The sequence below is a fragment of the Paenibacillus sp. LHD-117 genome, assembly GCF_030929555.1.
Classification (GTDB): domain Bacteria; phylum Bacillota; class Bacilli; order Paenibacillales; family Paenibacillaceae; genus Pristimantibacillus.
The window spans coordinates 1-24,442 of record NZ_JAVFVT010000041.1 but is presented as its reverse complement, the minus strand read 5'-3'; the positions used below and the strand labels follow the sequence as shown (position 1 = coordinate 24,442).

The window sequence follows — 24,442 nt, the reverse complement described above, 5'->3', positions numbered from 1 at the left end:
AAAAACTTTTCAGGAGGGTCTATAGTATGAAGAAACTCTTTACATCCATGCTTTCGGTTGTCATGATCAGCACGTTAATTTTGGCCGGCTGTTCCGGTTCGAATAATGAGAATAAAGGCACAACGGGGAACGGTTCCAACGTGACAAATGAAGGCGGCACGGAAGCCGGCCTGCTGACGGAGCCGGGCACGTACCCGATCGTAAACGAGAAGGTTACGCTGAAGGTCATGGTCCGCGGCAATCCGCTGGTAGAAGACTTCAACACAAACGAATTTACGAAATGGTACGAAGAGAAAACAAACGTCCATATCGAATGGGAAGTTGTTCCCGAGCAAAGCATGCAAGAGAAGCTGAACCTCGTGCTTGCGGGCGGCGACTATCCGGACGTCATCCTGGGCCTGAACGTTACGCCTGCTCAACAGATGATCTACGGCAGCGAAGGCGCATTCCTTCCGCTGAACGAACTGATCGAGAATCAAGGCGTACAGACGAAAAAGCTGTTCCAGGATATGCCGGATGTTCAGAAGGCGATCACCGCACCGGACGGCAACATCTACGCGCTGCCTGAAATCAATGATTGCTACCACTGCTCCATGAGCCAGAAGATGTGGATTTACGAGCCATGGCTCGCGAAGCTCGGCCTGAAAATGCCGACAACGACCGACGAATTGTATACGGTTCTGAAGGCGTTCAAAGAGCAAGATCCGAACGGCAACGGCAAAGCGGACGAAATTCCATTGTCCATCTCGCCGAAATCGTGGAGATCGTCCATCGACGCTTTTCTGATGAACTCATTTATTTATAACCCTGTCTACGGCACAAGCACGAAGCATATGTTCGTCAAGGACGGCAATCTGGATGTGGCATTCGACAAAGCCGAATGGCTGGAAGGCATCAAATTTATGAAAAAGCTGTATGCGGAAGGTCTGGTCGCTCCGGAATCGTTCACACAAGACGACAACCAGCTGATCCAAATCGGCGAAAATCCGGATACGGTACTGCTTGGCGCATCCACTGGCGGTCACCAAGGCGTGTTCACGCAGCTGCTCGGCGAGAGCGGCAGATGGGCTGAATACAAGTCGGTGCCTGTGCTGAAAGGACCTGCCGGCGCGCAATACGCGGCGAATGACGCAACAAGCCTCACGATGGGGGCATTCATCATCACGAACAAAGCCAAAAATCCGGAAGTCGCGCTGCGCTGGGCTGACGGTCTATACGAATACGAGCATACGCTTCGCAGCAACTACGGCCGTCCAGGCGAAGAATGGCGCGATGCGGAAGCGGGCGAGGTCGGCATTAACGGTGAACCTGCCAAGTGGTCCGAGCTGAAGTCGTTCGGTGAAGTGCAGAACGTGAACTGGGCGCAGACCGGTCCTTCCCTCCGCTCCAACGAATTCCGTCTAAGCGCCGCAAGCAAAGGCGACGGCGACCTGGAGGTTATCCTCTACAACGAGACGAAAAACAACTACGAGCCATATAAAGCAAAGGATTACAAAACGGTGCCGCCTTTATTCATGACGAACGAGCAAGCGACGGAAGCGGCTGATCTGTCCAAGACTGTGAACGACTACGTAGATGAAATGATGGCGCGCTTCATCATCGGCGACGTTGACGTAGAGAAGGAATGGGAGACGTACGTGAAGACGCTCGAAAGCATGAACCTGAAGCGTCTGCTCGAAATCTATCAAGCGGCGTACGACGCGCAGCAATAAAGGCATAAGGCAAGATGCAGGTGTCTCCGTAGGCGACAATAAACGTCTATGGGGACACCTTATTCCCATTCTAGCTTTGTGCGCAAAAAAAGGACTTGCACATTTATATTTTTTGGGATAGTTTCAAGTTATTTTGGGATAGTCTCATTCGCATCATATTGACTCAAGGAGGCAGGTTACAAGATGAGCAATCGATTGGTTGAGGAGTACCGGGGCGGGTATTTGGAAAATGTGCATGAAGGCCATATTTGCGGTGTTGATGAAACGGGCGAGGTGCGATATGTATCAGGCGACTCGCAATGGGTGACGTTCATGCGTTCGGCGGCGAAGCCGATGCAGGCGATCCCCGCTTTCATGGGCGGCTTTGACGATAAATTTGGGTTCACGGATGAAGAGAAAGCAATCATGATGGCCTCCCACCGCGCGCTGCCTTATCATGTGGAAGCGCTTGAGGGCATGCTGAAGAAGCTTGGGCTGCCAGAGGACACGTTGGTGTGCAAGCCGACGTATCCGCTCGACATGGATGCACGGGACGCCTTGGTGGCGAAGCGATCTCCGCAGCGGCGGGTGTACCATAACTGCTCGGGCAAACATCTGGGCTTGCTGTCGTACTGCATTGGCATGGGATATCCGGTGGAAGGGTACTTCGAAGCGGATCATCCCGCACAGCGCGACGTGCTGTCGGTTGTTTCTCGGCTATCGGAAGTTCCTGCTCAGGATATCCGCATCGGCACGGACGGCTGCGGATTCCCCGTATTCGGCATTTCGCTTCAGGGTATGGCGAAAGCGTTCCTCAAGCTCGCTTGCACAGACTTGATCGAGGACGAAGCGATCCGCGAGGCGTCGGTGAAGGTGACGGGACTTATGAACCGTTATCCGGCAATGATATCCGCAGACTACTTGATTTGTCCTAACCTCTTGATGGACAGCAATATCGTGGCGAAGGGCGGAGCCAAAGGCGTCTATTGCTTCGGTCTACGAGAAGAGCGGCTGGCGTTTGCTTTGAAGGTGAAGGATGGCTCCGAAGATGAATGGCCGATCATCGTCGCTTCCATTCTGGAGCAGATTGGGTACCGCAATCGGGAGACGATCGAACGGATGCGCAAGATCGGGCCGAAGGAGATTCGCAACGACAACGGCCTCGTCATCGGGGAGAACCGCGCCGTATTCACGCTGGAGAAGCTGGGTTGATGGCGGATACTCATACATTTATGCATGGGAATACAGTCAGAGCATGTCGTGATCGACGAGCTGAAGGAGAGACGTTATGAAGCTGACGGCGGGTATGGATGCCCCGGAAGGCGGGATTAAGCTTTGTTGGGTAACCTCCGGCGAGGGGGATGCGGCGGGTTCGATTGATGACGAGCGGCTGATCCGGGCGCATATGAGGAAGCATGGAGCGGTCAACGTCTTCAAAGCTGAAGGGACTGTTGGACTCGGCAGCCTCGGCGAGCTGCGGCTGGATCGGCTGCGCGCAGCCGCTGGCGAAGCCGCCAGAGCACTGCGGGACCGGGAATACCGGGAAGCGTCTCTAGACCTGCGAGGCACAGAAGCTATTGTTGAAGCATGCGGATGCACGCTGGAAGAAGCTGTTGTTGCATGGGCGGAAGGCTGGCTGCTGGGGCAATATACTTTTGATAAATATAAACGGACCAAAGCCGATTCTCCAGTTGAGAGCCTGCATTTCGTTGTAGAAGACGAGAAGGCTGCCGGTTTGAAGGCGGCGCTTCGGATTGCATCCATACGTGCGCAGGGGACGGCTCTGGCTCGGGAATGGTGCAATGAGCCCGTCAATCGAATGAATCCGGAGATACTTGCCTCACGCGTGGAAGAGCATTTTCGCGGCAGTCAAGTAGAGGTGACGGTTTATAGCGGCGATGCATTGGCCGAGCATGGCATGAATGGCCTGCTTACGGTCGGTCAAGGAAGCCAATATGGACCGGCTATGATCCAGATGCGATACGTGTCGGACGGGTCACAGCCGCTTACCGCTTTGATCGGCAAAGGTATCACGTTCGATATGGGCGGTATGAATGTGAAGACCGGCCGGGATCTTAGCGAAGCCAGATTCGATATGGGCGGAGCGTGCGGCGTCATCGGTGCGATGCATATATTGAGCGAGCTGGGAGCTAAGGCGAATATCGTTGCGCTTATACCGACTTCGGACAATGTGCCGGATGCCAAAGCGTTCCTCCCGTCGACGATCATCGAATATCCGAATGGGCTGACCGTGCAGGTCGGCAATACGGATGCGGAAGGCAGGCTAGTGCTGGCCGACGCGCTGCTTCATGCGCAGCGACTGGGTGCGGCCGAAATCGTCGACATGGCGACCTTGACAGGCAGCGTCGGGCAGGCGCTCGGCTTGCGCATGGCAGGTGTATGGGGAGACAAGGCGGGAGCTGAGCTGCTGCATGAGCTTGGTGAACGCAATGGCGACCGCAACTGGCCGATGCCGCTCATCACGGAGGACGAGGAGCTGTTACGCAGCGACTATGCCGATCTGAACAATATCGGCTCCAGCCCTTACGGGGGAGCGATACAGGCGGCGCTGTTCCTGGCACGGTTCGTGGAGCGGAGCGTAAAGTGGAACCATATCGACATGGCCAATACGGTGCAGGCGAAAGGGACGGCAGGTTATTATCCGGCAGGGGCTTCCGGTTACGGAGCGAGACTGCTGGCCGATTATATAACTGCGAGAGCGGAGGAACAGAGAAATGTTAATTGAAGTGATAGCGATTCGAGCGGAGGATGTAGAAGCGGCCGCTGCCGGAGGCGCGGACCGGATCGAACTTGTCACAGGCATTGCGGAAGGCGGACTAACACCAAGCGTCGGCCTGGTAGAATCGGCGGTGAAGGCTTCGGCTCTGCCCGTGAACGCAATGGTGCGTCCGCATAGCCAATCCTTCCGCTACAGCGAAGCGGATCTTGCGATCATGCTGTGGGATGTAGGGGCGATTCGTGAAGCGGGAGCTGCAGGCATCGTTGTTGGCATGCTTACAGAAACGGGCGAGATCGACCGTTCGGCGCTAGAGAGAGTGCTGCGCGCAGCGGAAGGACTCGATGTTACCTTCCACCGCGCGTTCGACGAGGCGGCGGACCAGTTCGCCGCGCTGCGGGTGCTTGCGCAATATCAGCAGATCAGCCGCGTGCTGACGGCCGGCGGGACACGGCCTGCGCCGCAGTCGGCGCCGCATCTTCGGCAGCTGAGGGAAGAAGCCGATAGGCTCGGCGGCATCCGTATCTTGGGCGGCTACGGCCTCCATGCGGATAATATCGGACCTTTCGTTCAAGAGAGTGGCGTGCACGAAGTGCATATCGGTTCCGGCGTTAGACAAGGCGGCAGCTTCATGGAGCCTCTGCTGCCGGATAACGTTGCCCGTATAAAGCGTATATTGTCTTCTTGAATCCGCCGGCCGCTATCGTGAACTGCGAAAAGCTGCTTGAGGCGATTGAAGCGTACATGTTCGTGGATTAGGAGCATTTTCTCTCCAGCTCGCTGGAGAGCGCACGGGGGAATAGGCTTTATTTGCAAAAATGGGGTACGATTGAGGGAAAGGCAGAAGGCAAGTCCTATTGTAAATATCGTACAGCTATGGTACAATCGGTTTATGTGTTTTCACGGAGTGGTACGCTGGAGGTGGATGGAATGGATATCGCATTGAAGATCCTGCTCGTTATTTTCTCGATCGGCTTGATAGCCGTCGTATTGCTGCAGAAGGGTAAGAGCGCCGGGTTGTCCGGAGCGATTACGGGCGGTGCGGAGCACCTGTTCGGCAAGCAGAAGGCACGCGGTTTGGACTTGTTCTTGCAACGTCTGACTGTTGCGTTTGCAGCCGGGTTTTTCATTTTGGCGCTGGTCGTTTCTTATTTCGTAAATCAATAAGCTTAATTGTAAGATGAAGACGGGGACGAGTCCTCGTCTTTTTTGTTTTTTGCATAATCGCGGATGCGCGGCTTCCATTTCGTGTATACTACATGGTATATGATAATCTATCAACCGCTTGCATTAGTTGTCCGGTTGGGACGGCGGCGGTTCTACGAGGAGAAGGGCCATTCATGGTGGAACGCGAGCAGGAATTGCTTGATTTTATGAGAGAGACGGCTTACAAGCCGATGACGTATCAAGAGCTGGAGGGACACTTCGGCATCGAAGGAGCGGCGGAGTTCAAAGAATTCCTGAAGCTGCTGAACAAGCTGGAGGACGAGGGCAAGGTCATCCGTACGCGGAACGAGCGATATGGCGTGCCGGAGCGGATGAATCTGCTGCGCGGCAAGCTCCAGGCGCATGCGAAGGGTTTTGCCTTCCTGCTGCCGGACGAAAAGGATCATCCCGACGTCTATATCCATGCCAATGATTTGAAGAGCGCCATGAACGGCGATATCGTCCTTGTCCGCATTACGGCGAAGAGCGAAGGCGGCGGCCGGATGGAAGGCGAGGTTGTGCGCATCGTGCAGCGCGCGGTGACGCAGGTCGTGGGCACATTCGAGAACCACGAGATGTACGCCTTCGTCATTCCGGACGACAAACGGATTAATCGGGATATTTTTATCGCGAAGGGCGAATTCAAAGGGGCGGTGACGGGTCAGAAGGTTGTAGTGCGCATCGTTTCGTATCCGGAAGGGCGGTCGGCGGCTGAAGGCGAGATCGTGGAAATTCTGGGGCACAAAAATGACCCCGGCGTCGACATCCTGTCCATCATCCGCAAACACCAGCTCCCGGAGGGCTTCCCGGATGACGTGATGGCGGAGGCTGAAGCGGCGCCGGACACGATCACGGACGAAGAAATTCGCGAGCAAGGCCGCAGAGACTTGCGCGACGAAGTGATCGTCACGATTGACGGCGAAGACGCAAAGGATCTTGACGATGCGGTGCACGTGAAGATTTTGGAGAATGGCAATTACCTGCTCGGCGTGCATATCGCGGATGTTGGTTATTACGTGCGGGAGAATTCCGCCCTCGATCAGGAAGCGTTCCGCAGAGGTACGAGCGTCTACTTGGTGGACCGCGTTATTCCAATGCTGCCGCATCGGCTGTCGAACGGCATCTGCTCGCTCAACCCGCAAGTGGACCGCCTGACATTGTCGTGCCATATGGAATTCGACTCGAAAACGTTGAAGCGGGTGAGCCATGAGGTATTCACGAGCGTGATCCGTACGACGGAGCGGATGACGTACACGAACGTGCGCCGCTTGCTCACGGCAACCGAAGAGGAGCCGGAGACGGAACTGAAGGAACGTTACGCAGGCTTGCTGGAGATGTTCGGGCTGATGGAGAAGCTGGCGATGCGGCTGCGGTCCAAACGGATGAAACGCGGAGCGATCGACTTCGACTTCGTGGAGTCGAAGGTTATCGTCGACGAGAATGGCAAGGCGGTCGACATCGTGAAGCGCGAACGTTCCGTGGCGGAACAGATCATCGAGGAGTTCATGCTCGTCGCGAACGAGACGGTGTCGGAGCATTTCCATTGGCTGCGGGTGCCGTTCCTGTACCGGATTCATGAGGATCCGGATCAAGATAAGCTGATGACGTTCATGCAGTTCGCGGCGAACTTCGGTTACGTCGTGAAAGGAAAAGGCAATTCCGTGCATCCGCGCGCGCTGCAGACGCTGCTGGAGGAGATTCAGGGTACGAAGGAAGCGACGGTCATCTCGACGATGATGCTTCGTTCCATGAAGCAGGCCAAGTACGACGCGGAGAGCCTCGGGCACTTCGGTCTGGCCGCGGAGTTTTATTCGCACTTCACGTCGCCGATCCGACGTTATCCCGATCTCGTCATCCATCGCGTCATCCGCGAGGTGCTCGAGGGAGGAGGCGCGTTGACCGAGGCGCGGCACGAGGCGCTCACGGCGCGCATGCCGGACATCGCACAGCATTCCTCCGAGCGGGAGCGCCTTGCCGTCGACGCAGAGCGGGACACGGATAAGCTGAAGAAATGCGAATTCATGCTGGATAAAGTCGGCGAAGAGTTCGACGGCATCATCAGCAGCGTGACGAGCTTCGGCATGTTCATCGAGCTCGAGAACACAGTAGAGGGTCTTATCCGTCTGAGTGACCTGTCGGACGATTATTACCACTTCCACGAGCTTCATATGGTGCTCATCGGCGAACGTACTTCCAAGGTATACCGGATCGGCGACGAAGTGAAGATCCGCGTGTCGCGCGTCGACATGGAGGAGTACAACATCGACTTCGAGATGGTCGACATGAAGCCGCGCGGCAGCTACAAAGGCGTCGCGGACGCCGGCTTCGGTGTAGGCGGAAGCCGCGGCAAACGCGGCGGCTTCGGCAAGCGCGGTGATGATGGCCGCGGCGGCGGGCGTAGCGCCGGCAGCCGAGGCGAAGGAGGTCGCGGCGGTGCCGCTGGCGGCCGTGGCGGAAGAGGCGACGCGGGCCGTGGCGGGCGCGGGCCTGCAGCGGGCGCTGGTCAAGGCGGCGGCGGTCGCGGCGGAGCGGCGCAGGGCGGCAGAGGCCGCGATGCGGGCGCCGGTGCCGGTGGCGGCGAGTGGCAGAACGCGCCAGCGGGACGTCGGAAGCGCGGACGCGGCGGCGCAGAGGGTGCCGGAGGAGCTGGAGCTGGTTCTGGCGGTGAAGGCGGCAACCCTTGGGTGGCCCGTGGAGGTACGTTCGATGCGGAGAACCGGTGGGTCGAGTACCGAGAGGGAGATCACGGCGCCGCATTCGGCGACGAAGTTCCCGGAGGTATGGGTCGCGAAACGGAAGACGGTCGCGAAGGCAGAGGTGAGAGCGAAGGCATCAGCTTCGGCGATCAGGGCGGCAGGCAGAAGCATCGCACGGATATGTGGGGCTTGCCAGTTCCTGCGGGCGGCGCGCCTACGAAGCGAAGCGGCAAAGACGACGGCGGCGAAGGCGGGCATGGCAGCGACGACGACGGCTTCTATTATAGCAACAGGCACGGAGATCGTCGCGGCGGCGGCGGACGCGGCAAGCCTGGCGGCGGTCGGGGCAAAGGCGGCAACGGCCGTGGTCCTGGCGGCGGAGGTGGACGCGGCCCTAGCGGCGGCGGAGGCCAAGGCGGTGGTGGCGGTCGGCGGAAGAATACGACGACGAGCGGCATTTTTAACGGGGGCAAGCCCAAGGAGAATGTCGTCGACATCACAACCGCAGCCGGGGGCGAAGGCAAGAAAAAACGGAAGAAAAAAAGCGGCGGCAGCGCCGCGGCGGCCTTCGTTCGCAAAAATCGCAAATAAAGCTGTATAAATAAAAGGAATCAAGGTTATACTTAGACGGTAATGCTCCGGCTTGGGCATGGAATACGGCTATTGGAGGGCAAAACGCCCGTCCAGCCGGAGGATTCCGTCAACTGGACGATATGGGAAAATATATTTAGGCTTGTCGCTTGCTTTTTGGCGGCGGGTATTATACACTAAAGGCAATCGAATCGATGATATGAACCTGAATTCACATATTGAAAAGGGTGTCATTAGAGTCATGAAACCCTTTCCAATGTGTGAATTTTTTGTTTAAAAACGAAACAGGCGCATATTAATACAATTTTTGGAGGTAATTCCACATGCAACAAGGTACAGTTAAATGGTTCAACGCTGAGAAAGGTTTCGGCTTCATCGAAGTTGAAGGCGGCAACGACGTATTCGTACACTTCTCCGCAATCGTTGGCGAAGGCTTCAAAACTCTTGAAGAAGGCCAACGCGTTGAGTTCAACGTAGTTGAAGGCAACCGCGGTCCTCAAGCTGAAAACGTAGTTAAGCTGTAATAGCTTAATTCCGAAGAAACCGTCCTTGACCTTTGGTTGAGGGCGGTTTTTCTCGTTCGGAGCGTATTATGGTAGAGGATGATTAAAGCGAAACGGTACGGCCGCGCATCCTTGATTTCCCTATACAAAGTTGTTACAATGAGAAACACCGGCAAGCAAGCTGGACTTAAGCGCTAACGGAGACGAGGTGAATGGCATGGGCGCTAAGAAAAACGACGGCAAGCAATTAGCCCAGAATAAGAAAGCTTCCCATGACTATTTCATTGAGGAAACGTTCGAAGCGGGCATGGTGCTGATGGGCACCGAGATCAAGTCACTGCGAAGCGGCAGGGCAAACATCGGCGACGCGTTCGCGACGATCCGGAACGGTGAGATGTTCATTCACAACATGCATATCAGTCCGTTCGAGCAGGGCAACATCCACAATCCGACCGATCCGACCCGGACACGAAAGCTGCTGCTTCACAAGGAACAGATCAGCAAGCTGCTGGGCTTATCGAAGCGTGAAGGCTACGCCATCGTGCCGCTGAAGATTTACGTGCGCAACGGATACGCCAAACTCCTAATTGGACTCGGCAAAGGTAAGAAACAGTACGACAAACGCGATACCGCGGCCAAACGCGACGCGCAGCGCGATATCCAGCGGGCGCTTCGGGAGAAGCAGAAGGTGGCTCGTTAATCCACTCCTTCCATGGGTGGTTAGTCCATTGCTGCCAGCAACAATCCCGAGCATTTTGCCAGACGCCGTGTTATACTAAGTTTGTACCAAGGAAGCAACAACGCAAGGAACGTTAGACCAGATGAATTGACTCGCGTAGTCGCTCATCGTTAATCCTGGAGTTCCTGAGGATGCGCTAATCGTTGGATGTTCGTAAGCTTGCAAGTTGCAGGCAGTCGACATGGTGACGTTTATGCCGAATCGGGGGCGTTTATGGATTCGACGGGGATTGGACGAGCGCGTGCCAGCGGGTAGCAGGGAGTCGTCTGCTTCATCAACGCTAAAGCCAATTAAATGGCAAACAACAACCAACTTACGCTGTAGCAGCTTAATAACCTGCTCGCGTGCTCTCGCTCTGTATCGCCCATGTACCGGGATGAGGGCCCAACTTTAGTGGGATACGCTGTCACATCTCCGCCTGGGGTGTGCTGAAGAAGACAATCAGGCTGACCTATAGAGTACCGTGTTGCAGGGGGACTCCGTAGGTGACATCAAAACTGCAGCTACACCCGTAGAAAGCCGCGTGGCGTGGTCTTCGGACAGGGGTTCAAATCCCCTCGCCTCCACCATCATCAAAGCCAGCCGCAAGAGGCTGGCTTTTTTGCGTGGAGAAGAGGGGAGTCGCCTCAGTCCTAAGGAAGGCAATGGGGTTCGTTCCGCGAGCAGGGAGCGCAGCGTACGAGCACGGCATCTCATTCAACCGCTAAGACCATCATCCGCGAATCATCTTCGTAAGCAACTTAAATCAAGAATGGGATACCCCTGAGCCGAAATATAGAATTGCGACACAAGAACCCGACATGAAAAAGTCGGGATTCGATTGGGGAGCAAATAGGGGAGCCGCCTCAGTCCGAGGGAGGACAAGTTGGATTCGTTCCGCGCACAGGGAGAGCAGCGGACTGAGCACGCAATTCAATTCCACTGCTAAGAGCGTCTTCGATGAGAGGTATCTTTAGAGAGTCAAAAATTATTGTAATTAAAGATAAAGGATTTGACCGATTTAAATTCGTTGATCGTTGAAGAAAAACTAATTGTTTACCTTTGTACTTATCACAAATAGAGCAAGATCTCATAAGTGACTTTCGTAAACTTAAGGATGATGCAAAAGAGGAAATAAGCGATTTTATAAAGATCAAATTGAAGCGTAATGAGCAGTAGATAACTGAAATTGAGAATTTTTCAAATGTTCACTTTAAGAAAACAGGCAGGGAATCATAAAGCCGCATTTACGCAAGGTCTAATAAACCGAGGCGTAAATGCGGTTTTTGTTTTCGAATATTCAAGTATTTGATCACAAATGTGTAAGAAAAAAATAAAGACTTTTTGCTATTTTTCAAGTTGAGGGGGAAGGGTGGGGAAAATTATAATGACAACGAAAACGTTATATCAATGAGTTATAGAGTAGCAGCGACGGGGGGGTTATTCCATGGAAGTTGTAACAGCGATATTGATTGGTGCAGGCCAGCGAGGGATGAATACTTACGCAACATATGCTTTGGAGCATCCTGATGAAATTAGATTTGTCGGAGTATGTGAACCGGATGGACAGCGAAGGGCGGAGTTCTGTGAAATTCACGGAATCAATGCGGATATGGCGTTTGATAATTGGGATAAGCTGTTGATCCTTCCTCTAGCGGCAGACGCGGTATTGATCTGCACGCAAGACGACCAACATTTTGAGCCGGCGATGAAGGCATTAGAAGCTGGGTATCATGTTCTACTGGAGAAGCCGATGTCGAATCGGCCTGCGGAATGTGTTGTGCTTGGGGAAGAAGCCGAGAAGCGCAATAAAGTTTTTTCAATCTGTCATGTACTCAGATATACACCCTTCTTTCAGGAACTCAAACGCGTACTCCGGGAGGGAGTGATTGGTAGTCTAGTTTCCATTCAGCATAACGAGAACGTAGGCTACTGGCACCAAGCACATAGCTATGTCAGAGGTAACTGGCGTAACTCGTGCGAATCTAGTCCGATGATTCTCGCAAAAAGCTGTCATGACCTCGACATCCTGTTATGGCTTGCGGATGCAGATGCAAATTGTGTAAGCGTCTCTTCTTTCGGTTCACTCCTCCATTTTAAGCCTGAGAGTGCGCCAGCCGGAGCGTTGCACCGTTGTTTGGATGGCTGTCCGTTGGCAGTGGAGTGTCCTTATTTTGCTCCCAAAATATATATCGATTGGAAAGACAGCTGGCAAGGAAATGTGCTACGAACGGTTGTGACGCGAAATCCAGAAGCCGATGATGAAGAGGTTTACTCGGCGCTTCGTGAAGGTCCTTATGGTCGATGTGTTTATCATTGTGATAACGACGTTGTCGATCATCAGATTATTTAATCTGGAATTCGAGGGCGGAATAACCGCAAGCTTCACGATGAGTGCCTTTACGAACGAATCAAGACGGACACTTAAGCTGATGGGAACGAAGGGCGAGATTCGGGGCCATATGGAGAAAAGTGAGTTGGAGATTATCCTCTTCGGTTCCAAGGAGAAGGAAGTTATAAGTTTGAACCAGCCGGAGAAAGGGCACGGAGGTGGGGACCACGGTATCGTCAAGGATTTCATTAAACAGGTCCAGAAACGAACGGCTGGAAAGTCTAACATCCGCAGCCAAGTCGGTGCAAAGTCATATGATGGCGTTTGCGGCTGAAAGGTCACGGCTTGAGGGTCGTACCATCAAGTTGGAGGAATTCATTCTTGAGTATAAAAATAATGCGGAATTGCGAAAAAATCCAGTCCAATTGAAAAAAATCTAGTTTCTGCTTATTGATCAGACATTTACAATCAGCATTGTACAAGTAAACAGAGAATAAGGGAGGATTACAATGAAACGTATTTCAGCAATTTTATTATCCTTGGTGATCGCAATAACCGTCGCAGGATGCGGTAGCAACAATTCGCCGCAAGCATCAAGCTCACCTTCCGCTTCGGCAACGCCAAGTCAGGCAGCTTCAGAAACACCTGCAGAACCCGTTGAATTGACGTTTATGGTGTTCGAGACACCAAACCTTACGGCAGCATTCTGGGACAATGCAATCAAGAAAGTTACGGACAAACATCCGAATATTAAAATCAAGAAAATTGTATCTCCTGACATTGATCGCGTGAAATACGCGAAGCAACTGCTCGCTACCGGAGAACTCCCGGATGTCATGATTGCTGTTAATCCAGCTGAATTTGCTAGCTCTGGCGCGATGCTTCCTTTCGAGGATGAATATCTCAAGGCGTTCAAATATCCAATGGCAAATGCAATTGACGGCAAGCAATATCAGCTTCCGTGGAATACGCAAACGTATCCGAACATGTATTACAACAAGAAAATTTTTGCCGAAGTGGGCGTACAGCCACCTACAACTTGGGCTGAGTTTCTGGATATTTCCGACAAAATCAAAAAAGCGGGCTACACGCCATTCCTATTAGGCGGAGGAAAAGATCCATGGGCTACGACGCTGTTGCTTGTGAATATCGTCGGTCTAGACGTCTATGGAAAAACCCCTGATTGGGTATCCAAGCGCAAAAAGGGCGAAGTGAAATTCGCTGATGGCGACTTTAAGGGTGCTGTTGCGAAGTGGAAAGACTTGATCGACAAGAAGTATTACAACGAAAACGGCTTGAGCTTGAATTACGGTCAGCTAGAAGAAGAATGGTTCAAAGGACAAGCAGCTATGTACCCGATGGGAAGCTGGTATTTGTCCGCAGATGCAGCGAAGCAGAAAGATTGGGAAGTTGGATTGTTCCCATTACCATCAGCTGAAGGCGATAAGTTCATGCCAATGTTCACTGGTGGAGGAACTTCAGTAAGTGCCAAAACGAAGCATCCGAAGGAAGCACAAATTTTCGCAACGGAGTTCGCTTCTAATCCGGAAATTATGGCGGAATTCATGAAGACAGATGGCTCAATTCCTGCACTTAACGTCGAAGTTCCTTTCGAAGGCACGCCACTGTTCAACGACATGCTAAAAATGCTAGGGGAAGTGAAGGGCGTTAACTCATTCGGTGTAGAAGCCGGAGATGATGCATTACTTCCAGGCATTAAAGATGCATTCGATAAAATGGCGCAAAATCTAATTCTGGGTGCTGACCTGGATGCGGAGCTGGCTAAGCTCGATAAGCTATGGGATGAGACAGCAGCAAGACAGAAATAAACTGTAACTATAGTTAAAGAGATAAAAACAAGGATAAAGAGGGCTACCTTAGGATAGACCTCTTTATTCATCTTATGGGGTGAGAGTATGTTCGGCAAACGTACGGGGAAATTCATGATTTTTGCTTCGCATGGAGTGTTAATGTATGTATTGTTCGTCATTATTCCGATATTGCTTTGTGTGGTATACAGCTTTACGAATATGAACCCGCTCTATCCAAATTGGAAATTCATCGGATTCGATAATTATGTCTCGTTGACGCGTGATAGTGACTTCTGGAACTCAGTGAAAAACACGGTATTCTTCGCATTTATCGTAACAATCGTGAGCAATGTACTGGGTATTGCCATTGCGATGATGTTGAACCACAAAGGAAGGTTTTACTACTTCCTGCGCTCGATGTTCTTCGCACCGCAAGTCATGAGTGCTGTCGTGGTCGGTTTTATCTGGTCGATTATTCTCACAGACAACGGGATTCTGAATAAAGTACTCGATATTTTACACCTTGATGGGCTGAAGGAAAGCTGGCTGGCTGATCCCCAGCTTGCACTATATTCAATCAGCGCGGTTGTTATTTGGCAGATGCTTGGTTTCTGTGTCGTTATCTACTTGGCAACTTTACAGAGCATTTCCAAAGAGCTCTATGAAGCGGCGGATTTGGACGGCTGCAACAAATTCCAGAGATTCATCAACATTACATTCCCGCTGCTTGCTCCCGGAATGACGATCAATATTACGATGCTCATGATTACGATGTTCAAAATTTATGACCAAATTGCGGTGCTTACAGCAGGCGGTCCCGGCAATGCTACTGAGACGCTTGCATTCAAGATCGTGCATACAGGTTTCACGAAAAATGAAATGGGGTACGGCTCCAGCATGTCCGTTGTTCTGTTCCTGATCATCGGTCTGTTATCGGTCATAACAACGACGATATTGCGCAATAGGGAGGTTCAGCACTAATGGCTTCGAGAATCTTACGGGTTTCACTTACGATAACTGTATCAGTCCTATTCTTCATGCCGTTTTATCTCACATTGGTCAATATATTTAAGTCGTTAGGTCAAATCACTGCCAACCCGCTTAGTCTTCCTGCTCCATTTACGCTGGAAAACCTGACTAATGTACTCACGAAGCCGGGGAATATGTTGTACGACAGCTTGTGGAACAGCTTGGTTATTACGGTTGTTTCCGTTACAGTGACCGTGCTGAGCGCATCCATGCTATCGTATTATATCGCTAGGGAAGATACGAAGTTAACGAAAGGATTACTTGTGTTCATGCTTCTCGGGTTGATGATTCCTCCGCAAATCATCCTGATTCCGATCGTCAAAGTGTTGCAATTTTTTGGAATCATGCATAGTATGACGGGGTTGATCGCATTCTTCATTGCCTATTACATTCCTTTTGCCACATTTTTGTATACCGGGTTTATCAAGACTGTTCCACGGGAGCTGGATGAATCCGCAGAAATGGATGGCGCGAAGCCGATGTATCTTTTCTGGAAGGTCGTGTTTCCCTTACTTGGACCGTGTACGGCCAGTGCGCTCATTTTCCTAAGTGTATTTATATGGAACGATTTTCTCAATCCACTCATTATTATGGGTCCGTTAAACGGAACAACGATAACGACGGGGATTTACCAGGCGATGGGACAATTTTCTACGAACTGGGGTGAGATGTTCGCGCTCATGATGTTAGCGTCGCTTCCATTGCTCTTGCTCTACCTTATGTTGCAGAAGCAATTTATCGACGGCTTAACCGCAGGTTCCGTAAAAGGATAGAGGAATATGTCGAACTATGTCGAATTGTATAAACCTACAACGAGAGATAGGAGGGCATAGATGAGTAAGATATCTGACAAACTGCAACGCTTTGTAACCGTCATCAGACAAACACTTCTGGTACGTGTGTTATTTCTGTTTTTACTTTTATTCACCGTATTGGTACTCATCCTAGGACAAGTTATTATTTCAAAAGTGGAAAGTAAAATCTTGAGCAACGAATACCGCTATCAGAATCAGATCCTGACCAAATGGCAGAGCGACTTTCAGTTGAAGCTAGCAGAACTGAGAAAATGGACGCGAACCTTTTATGCAGAAGATTATTCAGGCTTATCGATGTTGGATCGAATTGAACAATATAAGGAAACTTATGATTCGGAAAATATAGTAATTAGTAAGGCTATAGATCATTTTCTTGAAACGCTAGCTTATTCCAAGAACGATGTTGCTTCCCTATGGTTCATTCGGGAATCGGATCAAGCCAATTTCCGTTACGAGAGAAATTCAGGGAGGGTTAACCCCGCTTACCTGGATTTCGTCTCCCGGTATAACACGTTTGGTAGAGATCAGTATGTGAAGGTTGTACCCTATAGTCATAATTCGCAAGCACCAAATAAAAGTAACGAAGATGGCATTGTTAGCGTGTTCCTGAGACTGGATGATATTCACGATCTGAAGCAATCCAAGCATGTCGGTACGCTCGTCGTAAATCTGAATTCAGGTATTATGGTTCATCCCGAGAATGAGGATGCCGTGTATGCGTTCCAAATTGATAATCGTTATGGTAAAGCTGTGTATCCACCAAGCTTTGAGAGTCAATTGGAATCCGGGAGCTATTTTCAGATCAAATTGGATAAGTCTGCGGATGATTTACGCTTTTCAAGCTGGGCATCCGAAGCTCGGCTGTTCCATGATAGCGAGCAGATTCGCTACATTATGTGGGGGCTACTGACCCTGTTGTTCCTGTTCACCCTTTGTTTAATCGGATACGCAACAGGTCAAATAAACGGTAGATTACAGACCATTCGTAAAGCATTGAAGCGTATCCAGAATGGGGTATTTAACCAGCCGATTGCAATTAAGAAACTAGATGAATTTACGGAGATAGAGAGAACGCTCAACAAAATGACTGATAAGCTAACCGAATATATTGATCGGGAATACTTATTCGAGATTGAAGCCAAGAACGTGGAAATTCAAGCGCTTCAAGCACAGATCAACCCGCATTTCTTGTCCAATACGTTAGAGATTTTCCGCTTACAGGCTATGAAGCAGAACAATATTCAACTGTCGGAGATGCTATTCGATTTCAGTGAGTTTCTGCGGTGGAGCATTAAAAATCGGGATACACTCATTCCGATATTCGAGGAGTTCCATTACGTGGAGCTTTATATCCGTTTGCAAGCATCGAAGCTGCGGAACCTTAGTTATGTAATTGATGTAGACGAGTCCGTCACTGATTACATGATCACCAAGTTATGTATTCAGCCCATTGTGGAAAATATTTTCAAGCATGCAAGTCTACCCTCCATTCCTAAGGCTGTTATTCGGATTGCGGTGAAGGATATGGGGGAAGAAATTGGAATCACCATCAAGAATAATGGCAAACAAATCAGTAAGGAACGGCTGGATGAAGTGCGACTTCTACTTGCGGGTCATCACTCGCCAGGGGCAAATACGTCAATTGGCCTCACGAATGTTAACCGCAGGCTGAAATTGCTATTTAAAGATAATTACCGCATGGAATTATCGAGCGATTTGGACAAGGGAACGAATGTTTTTATCTCGATTCCGAAGCTAAGCAGGGAGGGTGAGTGATGACCCGCAAAGTTCTAATTGTCGATGATGAGCAGATGATAGGTGAGATGATCGTTGGGGTGACGGACTGGAGACAGTTCGGGCTGGAGATTGCGGGTATTGTGAATGATGGTGTAGAAGCTCAAAGTGCAATTGAGGCTATGAGCGATATAGATATATTAATTACGGACATTCAAATGCCGAACATGAACGGCTTAGAATTGATGGGATGGCTGCGTTCAACAAACCGAAAATCACGTATTATTGTACTGAGCGCTTATGATGATTTTCAATATTTACGTGAAGCGATGAAGCTTGGCATAGACAATTATTTGCTCAAGCCCTTGAAGAAGGATGAACTGGAATCAACACTTGAACAAATTATGCAAAGTTTCGAGCAAGAGACAACGCCAAGACTAACGCTAATCGAAGGTGAGGACATGATCCGTACCCATGTTCTTAATCAACTGATTATGAACAATTACTCGATTCGAGACATTACTGACAAATGCTTATTGCTGAATATTCCGAATAATAAACCTCCGTTTCAAACGATTGTAATCGACACGGTAACAAGGCAAGCCCCGCGGTCCCTTTTCGAGGAAAGGCAATTGTGCCAGTTCGCGATCTTGAACATTGTGGAGGAATTGACGCGGGAGGACAGGCATCTCTTATCATTTGGTAGCTCTTCAGGAGAAGTCGTTCTTCTTCTGAGTGAAACCTCGAACCGATGGACACCGTTTCACATCCGAGAAATGATTAATAAGATCATTATGGGGGTCAAAGAAAGTCTTCACATCGACTTATTAATATTAATTGGCAAGCCTAGCCTATCATGGAGAACGATTCATCAATCCTACGAGTCTGCCAAGGAACGGTTAAATTATCGCTTTTTCCTAGACAAGACCGTCATTCTGGAAAATACTCAAGACGAGATCCAATCGCAGAGAGAGGTAATGGCCGATCAGATGGGGCTGGCACCGTTGTACGAAGCGATTGAGAGGAATCAGTTCTATTTGCTGGAAACCTTACTACTAGAGGTGCATAAGTCCACCTTAAGCTTGAATGCTTCTCAGATCGATTTGTGGAGATCGGTATGCATCGACTTCATTCGGGTATGTCAGGAACAGCTTCAGAAGATGGAAATTAACGTTGCAGATATTCACGGTCAGTATACGGAATGGCTCCAAAGGTTGTTAACGGCAGGCTCCTTGGACATTCTATGGCAGGCCCTCGCGGGAATCGTAAAATCGTTCATCGAATTGACGGAGAACATCAAAATGAATCGCTCCGATAACATCATGGAAGAAATTAAAGATTATATCGACGCGAACTATCGGGATAATCTCACTTTGCAATTTTTAGCTCAAAGGTTCGATATTACGCCGTCCTACTTGGGCAAGAGATTTCGAATGCTAGTGAAAGAGTCGTTTAACGATTACTTGAACCGGATACGAATTGATAAATCACAGCAACTGCTGAAGACGACAAGAGATCCGGCTAATGAAATTTCTCTGCAAGTCGGTTTTGTCGATCCGAATTACTTCTACAGGCAATTTAAGAAGTATACGGGCTGCTCTCCTACCGAGTATCGGAAAAAGGAATAGAAGCTAAAGCTCTCGTCTTCATGGAGGAGGGATTTTGATGTGTTTCCGGGATTGCTCGGCGTTAGGATTCCTAAGCAGGAGTGCTAATTATTCAAGTGCATTCGTAATTTTTCAAGTTTCGATAAGTTTTAGGCTATGGATAATAGAGTTAAGGATAAGTTTGTCATAGGGGAGGAGTAAGACTGCTTCTTTATGCAAGCGGTTACGAAAAAATCCAAATATTTTCATGGGGGTTTTGGGATGCAACAGACAAGAGGATATCTTACAAGTCGTAAGAGTTGGAGAAAAGTGCTGGTCATGTGGATGACCTGCATAATGATTGTGGGGATATTACCACTTCCAGATTCCGTTCGCGCAGCCACAACGGAACCAATCTTACACTATGAATTGAATGAAAGTAGCGGCTCATCGGTAGTTGATACTAAGGGAGTCGGGCCAACTGGCACGTTGATTAACTTACCATCATTTGTTCCTGGCTTAGTTGGTAATGCTTTGAATTTTAACGGTACGGATTCTTACGTGAACTTCGGAAACACGAATCGAATTGATCAATCTAACCAATACACGATTGAAGCGTGGGTAAATCCAAATTCGGCGGTTACGTCGTCGAGATCAATCCTCTCCCATGGTGTTAGCGGTGTTCAGGCAAATACATTTTGGCTCTTCATTAATAATGGACAATTACGATTGCAGATTGCCGACAAAAATGGAGGCAATTATAATGATTTTTTCGGAGGAGCAGTTCCAGCGAATAAGTGGACACACATTGCGCTCACGAGAAGCGGGACTACATTTAAGTTATATGTAAATGGGGTGGTAGTTAAGTCGGTAACCCTTACTTCGATGGATCAATCCGGAAACAACAATGATTTAAGATTAGGTGGCATATCTGGATTCTCAGCGGCTAGTTTCGACGGGAAAATTGATGAACTGAAGTTCTATGATGTCGCATTGGATGATGCAGCACTGGCTGCTAATTATGCTAGCGTAGATAAAGGGTTCAACATGACAGTGATGAATGGGACGATCGTGGCGAGTTTTGATAAGCTACCATTGGTGAGCCCCGCAGTTGAACAATTCGCTGCGACGATCCAAATCAACGGCGGGAGCAAACAACCACTTCCGTTAGCTGATCTTGTTTATGATCCTGTTGCGAAAACGGCAACCCTACATTTTGTACAAATTCAACCTGCAGCTCTTCACCAAAGCGTGTCAATCGAAGTGACTTATCAATCTGTGATTGCTCTAGGGCAGTTCCAAGTGTTCCAACAGCCAGGCAATGCGACGGATTGGTTCCACGATGCCAAGTACGGTGTAGGCGTTCATTGGACCTCCAAAACAATTAAGAAAGATAAAACTCAAGCGGCGAATTATTGCGAAGCGGTTAATAATTTTGATGTTAATAAATTCGCCCAACAGCTCGACGATGCAGGTGCAGGTTATATCTTGTTTACGATTAACCATGTAGACAATTGGTTGCCCTTCCCAAGTACAGTTGCGGATAATATCCTCCCGGGAAGAACTTGCACCAGAGATTTGCCAGCTGAGCTGTATGACTTAATTGGTCCCAAAGGGATCAAGATGATGTTCTACTATAACTGGGATAACCCAACGGATGGCGCATGGCGTAACGCAGTTAATTTCAATACGCCTGCTGTTGTTACCCAGAACATCTACGACCTCGTAGATGAAATCGGGAACCGGTACGGTTCGAAGCTTGCTGGCTGGTGGATAGATGGGATGTATGATGCTGGGCCAAGGTTGAGGCCTTTCACGGATTTCTCGGCGCATCTGAGAACGGGTAATCCTGATCGCATTGTTGCGCTAAGTACGCTGGGACAATCATGGACGAACAATCAATATGATGCGGATACGGTGAATGCGAACGATTACGCGCCGGGTGAAAGCATGAATATTAACCGATTGCCGTCCTCAAGATTTTCGGGGCAAAATGGCGTCCAGTGGCAGGAGTTTACGAATATGACGGGAAATGACTGGCTCTACCATGCTGGTAATAAAGACAGTCACTCGCAGAAGCCAAACTATTCGGATAGCGCAGTAATAGATCACATCAGAGCAGTAAATACACTAGGCGGGGTTTTCACCTACAATGCAGCTCCCTATCAGGATGAGCTTATTCCAGAAGCTGTGATGGATCAATTAAAGGCGATTAAAAATGCCATTCGACATGGAGCGACCAAAGCCGATGAATCGATGTCAACGAGTCATACGCAGCTAACCTATACAGGTAATTGGTCAAATTATAATGGGGCACATTATGCAAGAACCTCCGGTGCTAGTATGGAGTATTCTTTTAACGGATCGACCGTCTCTTGGACCGGTATTACAGGATCTGATCATGGCAAGGCAGATGTCTATATCGATGGTGTCTTGGATGCCACAGTGGATATGTACTCGGCGAAGAGAGAATCCAATGTCATTCTCTACTCTGATTCGGGATTGTCGGACGGCCCACATACGATCAAAATCGTCGTCAGAAGCGATCGTAATTCGGCTGCAAGCGATACTTACGTTGAAATTATCTCGATCAATACGTTTAATCCCAGCTTGTCATCGGTTGGTGCATGGGATTATTACACAACTGCTGATCATTACAATGGGGCAGGGATTAGAACAACGACTGCTGATAGTGCATTGTCGCTAACTTTCGCAGGTAATTCGGTGAATTGGATCGGTGTTAAAGATGCCAATCATGGCCTAGCGGACGTCTATCTCGATGGTGTTCTGGATGCAACAGTTGATCTTTACTCCAGTACAAGAAAGGCACAAGCTGTATTGTACTCGAGAGCAGGACTATCTGCTGGTAATCATACAATTAAAATCGTTGCTAGAGGCGAACAGAACGTAGCTTCGAGTGGTAACATTGTCGCTGTTGATGCCATTGAATATTACAATAGTGGTCCAGTGGTGAATTCATCTTCGATGACTTCGGACAAATCCTCATTGTCCGCTACCGATTCCGATACTGCTAAGATTACTGTGCAGCTTACAGATGGAGGCGGAAATCCGCTGAATGCAAGCGGAGGTACCGTTACCTTAAACAGTACTTTGGGTAATCTTAGCCCGGTAACGGATAAGGGGGATGGTACGTACGAAGCCGTGTTGACCGCTTCTTCTGTTGCGGGAATGGCGCTTGTGACCGGAACGTTGAACGGTGTACCTCTTACGGCAACACAACACATCAATTTTATTCTATCGGAGAAAACGGATTTATTCTCTGCTATCTCTGTAGCACAGTCGGTGTATGGCTTGGCTGTCGAAGGAACAGCTGTTGGACAATATCCGGTTGGTGCCAAAGCAGTTCTGCAAGTTGCCATTGACGCAGCTCAATGGGTAGCGAATGATGTTGCGGCGACACAAGATCAAGTTAATCAAGCGATATCCAATTTGAATAATGCACTGCAAGTGTTTAATGCGTCTGTCATTACAAAGAATCCGGATACGGGTAATGGAAGTGGTAATGGTTCAGGTACTGGTGTTGGTCCGAACCCTAACCCTAATGATAACGAAGTCGAGGTTGTTATCGATCAAGGAACGGCAAGTGTTCAGATGAGGGACGATCAGACGGGTGTTGCTATTCCAGTGGAGAGGATAGGGGACAACCAACTCCAAGTTCAAGCGGGCCCAGTGACGGTTACTATCGATAAGCAGGTTCAAGCGATATTAGCTGCGAAGATAGGTGATATCAAGGGAGCAACAATTGTTGTTCAAGTTACATCAGAAAATGTACAGCAGAACGTTATAGGCCAAGTTTATGACATCAGCGTAAAACTCAAGTCAGCGGATGGCACTGAGACAAATATCGGAGACATAGCTGCTAGCGGGGTTAGCGTTACTCTGCCAGTAGACGTCGGGAATGCCGATAAGGATTTACTAGGTGTATATCACTTGAACAAAAAGACGAACAAATGGGAATACGTAGGCGGTACGTTTAATGACAAGCCAGATCAGGTAATCCTTAATCTGACACAACCAGGAAGCTATGCAGTAATGGAGTTCAATAAGTCATTTACGGATGTTCCGGCTGAACATTGGGCTTATCGCACGATTAAGCTGCTTTCCGCGAGACATCTGATCAATGGGGTGTCAGATAACGAGTTCTCACCATCGGGCAAAACAACTAGAGCAGAATTTACTGCGCTTCTTGTAAGAGTGTTAGGCTTGAAAACAAGCGATCAAACGACCTTATTTAATGATGTTAGTTCTGAAGATTGGTTTGCAAAGGACATTGCGGCAGCGTATGCGGCAGGTTTGGTTCAAGGCGTTAACCAAAATGAATTTGGGCCTGACCAAGAAATCTCCCGCGAGCAGATGGCTACACTGCTCTTAAGAGCTTACGAACATATGCATGGACGCAGTGTTAACGCGAGCGGCAATGTACAAGACTTTACTGACAGCTCGAGTGTGTCTCCTTGGGCGAAAGATGGAGTGGGTAAAGCGATACAATTGGGCTTAATGAAAGGGAAATCGGGTCGCGTATTTGATCCGAAGTCCGATACACTACGCGCTGAGGCAGCGCAAGCGATCTTGAATTTGCTTAATAGCAAATAAGTAATTGAGTTAGCAACATCAACAACAACGCCACCATCCTGAGGGAATTCCACTCTCCCTGGGGATGGCGACGTTTTTCAATGGAACTTATGGACACTTTCTTTGCGATAAAGCCAAGGGTATGAAGGTTAATAGGTGGAAATCCTTCTTGGAATAATGTGTCTCATATTGAGAACCGGGAACATGCCACTCACATCATTAAGAACTAATTATGTAGATATATCTCTAAAGAGGAATAATTTTATACTTGAATATTGAATATCATGACTTATGCAGTTCATGAGATTAACCGGTAATTGTGAGAATTTATGCTTGAATAAACCGGCCACATGGTCATGGAGAGAATCTTGGGCCAGTATGCGGAAATAAGGCTTGCAAA

At 49.4% G+C, this 24,442-nt stretch carries 14 protein-coding genes, 1 other RNA gene and 1 pseudogene; all 16 read left to right on the top strand.

Annotated elements, in window-relative coordinates; all coding sequences use genetic code 11:
• The first annotated feature begins 26 nt into the window (after positions 1-26).
• A complete protein-coding gene (locus tag RB620_RS25185; RefSeq protein WP_308099231.1) occupies positions 27-1,712 on the top strand; it encodes an ABC transporter substrate-binding protein in 1,686 nt (561 codons plus the stop codon).
• Between the two features lie 183 nt (positions 1,713-1,895).
• Positions 1,896-2,903: an asparaginase gene (locus RB620_RS25180; protein ID WP_308099229.1), complete on the top strand. Its 1,008-nt coding sequence runs from the start codon at positions 1,896-1,898 to the stop codon at positions 2,901-2,903.
• A gap of 76 nt (positions 2,904-2,979) precedes the next feature.
• Positions 2,980-4,437 carry a leucyl aminopeptidase family protein gene (locus RB620_RS25175; RefSeq protein ID WP_308099227.1) on the top strand — a complete coding sequence of 486 codons (1,458 nt, stop codon included), beginning with the start codon at positions 2,980-2,982 and terminating at the stop codon, positions 4,435-4,437.
• Positions 4,427-5,116 carry a copper homeostasis protein CutC gene (locus RB620_RS25170; RefSeq protein WP_308099225.1) on the top strand — a complete coding sequence of 230 codons (690 nt, stop codon included), beginning with the start codon at positions 4,427-4,429 and terminating at the stop codon, positions 5,114-5,116. Before RB620_RS25175 ends, RB620_RS25170 begins: the two co-directional genes overlap by 11 nt.
• Before the next feature lie 242 nt (positions 5,117-5,358).
• A complete protein-coding gene (secG, locus tag RB620_RS25165) occupies positions 5,359-5,595 on the top strand; it encodes a preprotein translocase subunit SecG (protein ID WP_308099223.1) in 237 nt (78 codons plus the stop codon).
• A gap of 173 nt (positions 5,596-5,768) precedes the next feature.
• A complete protein-coding gene (rnr, locus tag RB620_RS25160; RefSeq protein ID WP_483874756.1) occupies positions 5,769-8,921 on the top strand; it encodes a ribonuclease R in 3,153 nt (1,050 codons plus the stop codon).
• Between the two features lie 323 nt (positions 8,922-9,244).
• A complete protein-coding gene (locus RB620_RS25155) occupies positions 9,245-9,445 on the top strand; it encodes a cold-shock protein (protein WP_068678946.1) in 201 nt (66 codons plus the stop codon).
• A 196-nt stretch (positions 9,446-9,641) separates the two neighbouring features.
• Complete coding sequence (gene smpB / locus RB620_RS25150) at positions 9,642-10,124, top strand: SsrA-binding protein SmpB (RefSeq protein ID WP_308099219.1); 483 nt, start codon at positions 9,642-9,644, stop codon at positions 10,122-10,124.
• 242 nt (positions 10,125-10,366) lie between these two features.
• Positions 10,367-10,732: a transfer-messenger RNA gene (gene ssrA, locus RB620_RS25145) on the top strand.
• A gap of 857 nt (positions 10,733-11,589) precedes the next feature.
• A pseudogene (locus RB620_RS25140) lies at positions 11,590-12,914 on the top strand (Gfo/Idh/MocA family protein).
• Positions 12,915-12,983: 69 nt separating this feature from the next.
• On the top strand, positions 12,984-14,303 hold the full coding sequence (locus tag RB620_RS25135; protein WP_308099217.1) for an ABC transporter substrate-binding protein: 1,320 nt from the start codon (positions 12,984-12,986) through the stop codon (positions 14,301-14,303).
• Positions 14,304-14,390: 87 nt separating this feature from the next.
• Positions 14,391-15,266 (top strand): carbohydrate ABC transporter permease, encoded by an 876-nt coding sequence (locus tag RB620_RS25130; RefSeq protein ID WP_308099215.1) that lies wholly within the window; start codon positions 14,391-14,393, stop codon positions 15,264-15,266.
• Complete coding sequence (locus RB620_RS25125; RefSeq protein ID WP_308099212.1) at positions 15,266-16,087, top strand: carbohydrate ABC transporter permease; 822 nt, start codon at positions 15,266-15,268, stop codon at positions 16,085-16,087. The genes RB620_RS25130 and RB620_RS25125 overlap by 1 nt, the downstream gene beginning before the upstream one ends.
• Positions 16,088-16,147: 60 nt before the next feature.
• Positions 16,148-17,905, top strand: a complete 1,758-nt coding sequence (locus RB620_RS25120) for a sensor histidine kinase (protein WP_308099210.1) — start codon at positions 16,148-16,150, stop codon at positions 17,903-17,905.
• Positions 17,905-19,491: a response regulator transcription factor gene (locus RB620_RS25115; protein ID WP_308099208.1), complete on the top strand. Its 1,587-nt coding sequence runs from the start codon at positions 17,905-17,907 to the stop codon at positions 19,489-19,491. The genes RB620_RS25120 and RB620_RS25115 overlap by 1 nt, the downstream gene beginning before the upstream one ends.
• Positions 19,492-19,731: 240 nt before the next feature.
• The gene (locus RB620_RS25110; protein WP_308099206.1) at positions 19,732-24,063 is read left to right on the top strand and encodes an S-layer homology domain-containing protein; all 4,332 of its coding nucleotides are present in this window, start codon (positions 19,732-19,734) and stop codon (positions 24,061-24,063) included.
• The last annotated feature ends 379 nt before the right edge of the window (positions 24,064-24,442 follow it).

Coding starts and splice junctions, on each gene's coding strand:
- RB620_RS25185 (WP_308099231.1), top strand. CDS start 27: ATGAAGAAACTCTTTACATCCATGCTTTCGGTTGTCATGATCAGCACG.
- RB620_RS25180 (WP_308099229.1), top strand. CDS start 1,896: ATGAGCAATCGATTGGTTGAGGAGTACCGGGGCGGGTATTTGGAAAAT.
- RB620_RS25175 (WP_308099227.1), top strand. CDS start 2,980: ATGAAGCTGACGGCGGGTATGGATGCCCCGGAAGGCGGGATTAAGCTT.
- RB620_RS25170 (WP_308099225.1), top strand. CDS start 4,427: ATGTTAATTGAAGTGATAGCGATTCGAGCGGAGGATGTAGAAGCGGCC.
- secG (WP_308099223.1), top strand. CDS start 5,359: ATGGATATCGCATTGAAGATCCTGCTCGTTATTTTCTCGATCGGCTTG.
- rnr (WP_483874756.1), top strand. CDS start 5,769: ATGGTGGAACGCGAGCAGGAATTGCTTGATTTTATGAGAGAGACGGCT.
- RB620_RS25155 (WP_068678946.1), top strand. CDS start 9,245: ATGCAACAAGGTACAGTTAAATGGTTCAACGCTGAGAAAGGTTTCGGC.
- smpB (WP_308099219.1), top strand. CDS start 9,642: ATGGGCGCTAAGAAAAACGACGGCAAGCAATTAGCCCAGAATAAGAAA.
- RB620_RS25135 (WP_308099217.1), top strand. CDS start 12,984: ATGAAACGTATTTCAGCAATTTTATTATCCTTGGTGATCGCAATAACC.
- RB620_RS25130 (WP_308099215.1), top strand. CDS start 14,391: ATGTTCGGCAAACGTACGGGGAAATTCATGATTTTTGCTTCGCATGGA.
- RB620_RS25125 (WP_308099212.1), top strand. CDS start 15,266: ATGGCTTCGAGAATCTTACGGGTTTCACTTACGATAACTGTATCAGTC.
- RB620_RS25120 (WP_308099210.1), top strand. CDS start 16,148: ATGAGTAAGATATCTGACAAACTGCAACGCTTTGTAACCGTCATCAGA.
- RB620_RS25115 (WP_308099208.1), top strand. CDS start 17,905: ATGACCCGCAAAGTTCTAATTGTCGATGATGAGCAGATGATAGGTGAG.
- RB620_RS25110 (WP_308099206.1), top strand. CDS start 19,732: ATGCAACAGACAAGAGGATATCTTACAAGTCGTAAGAGTTGGAGAAAA.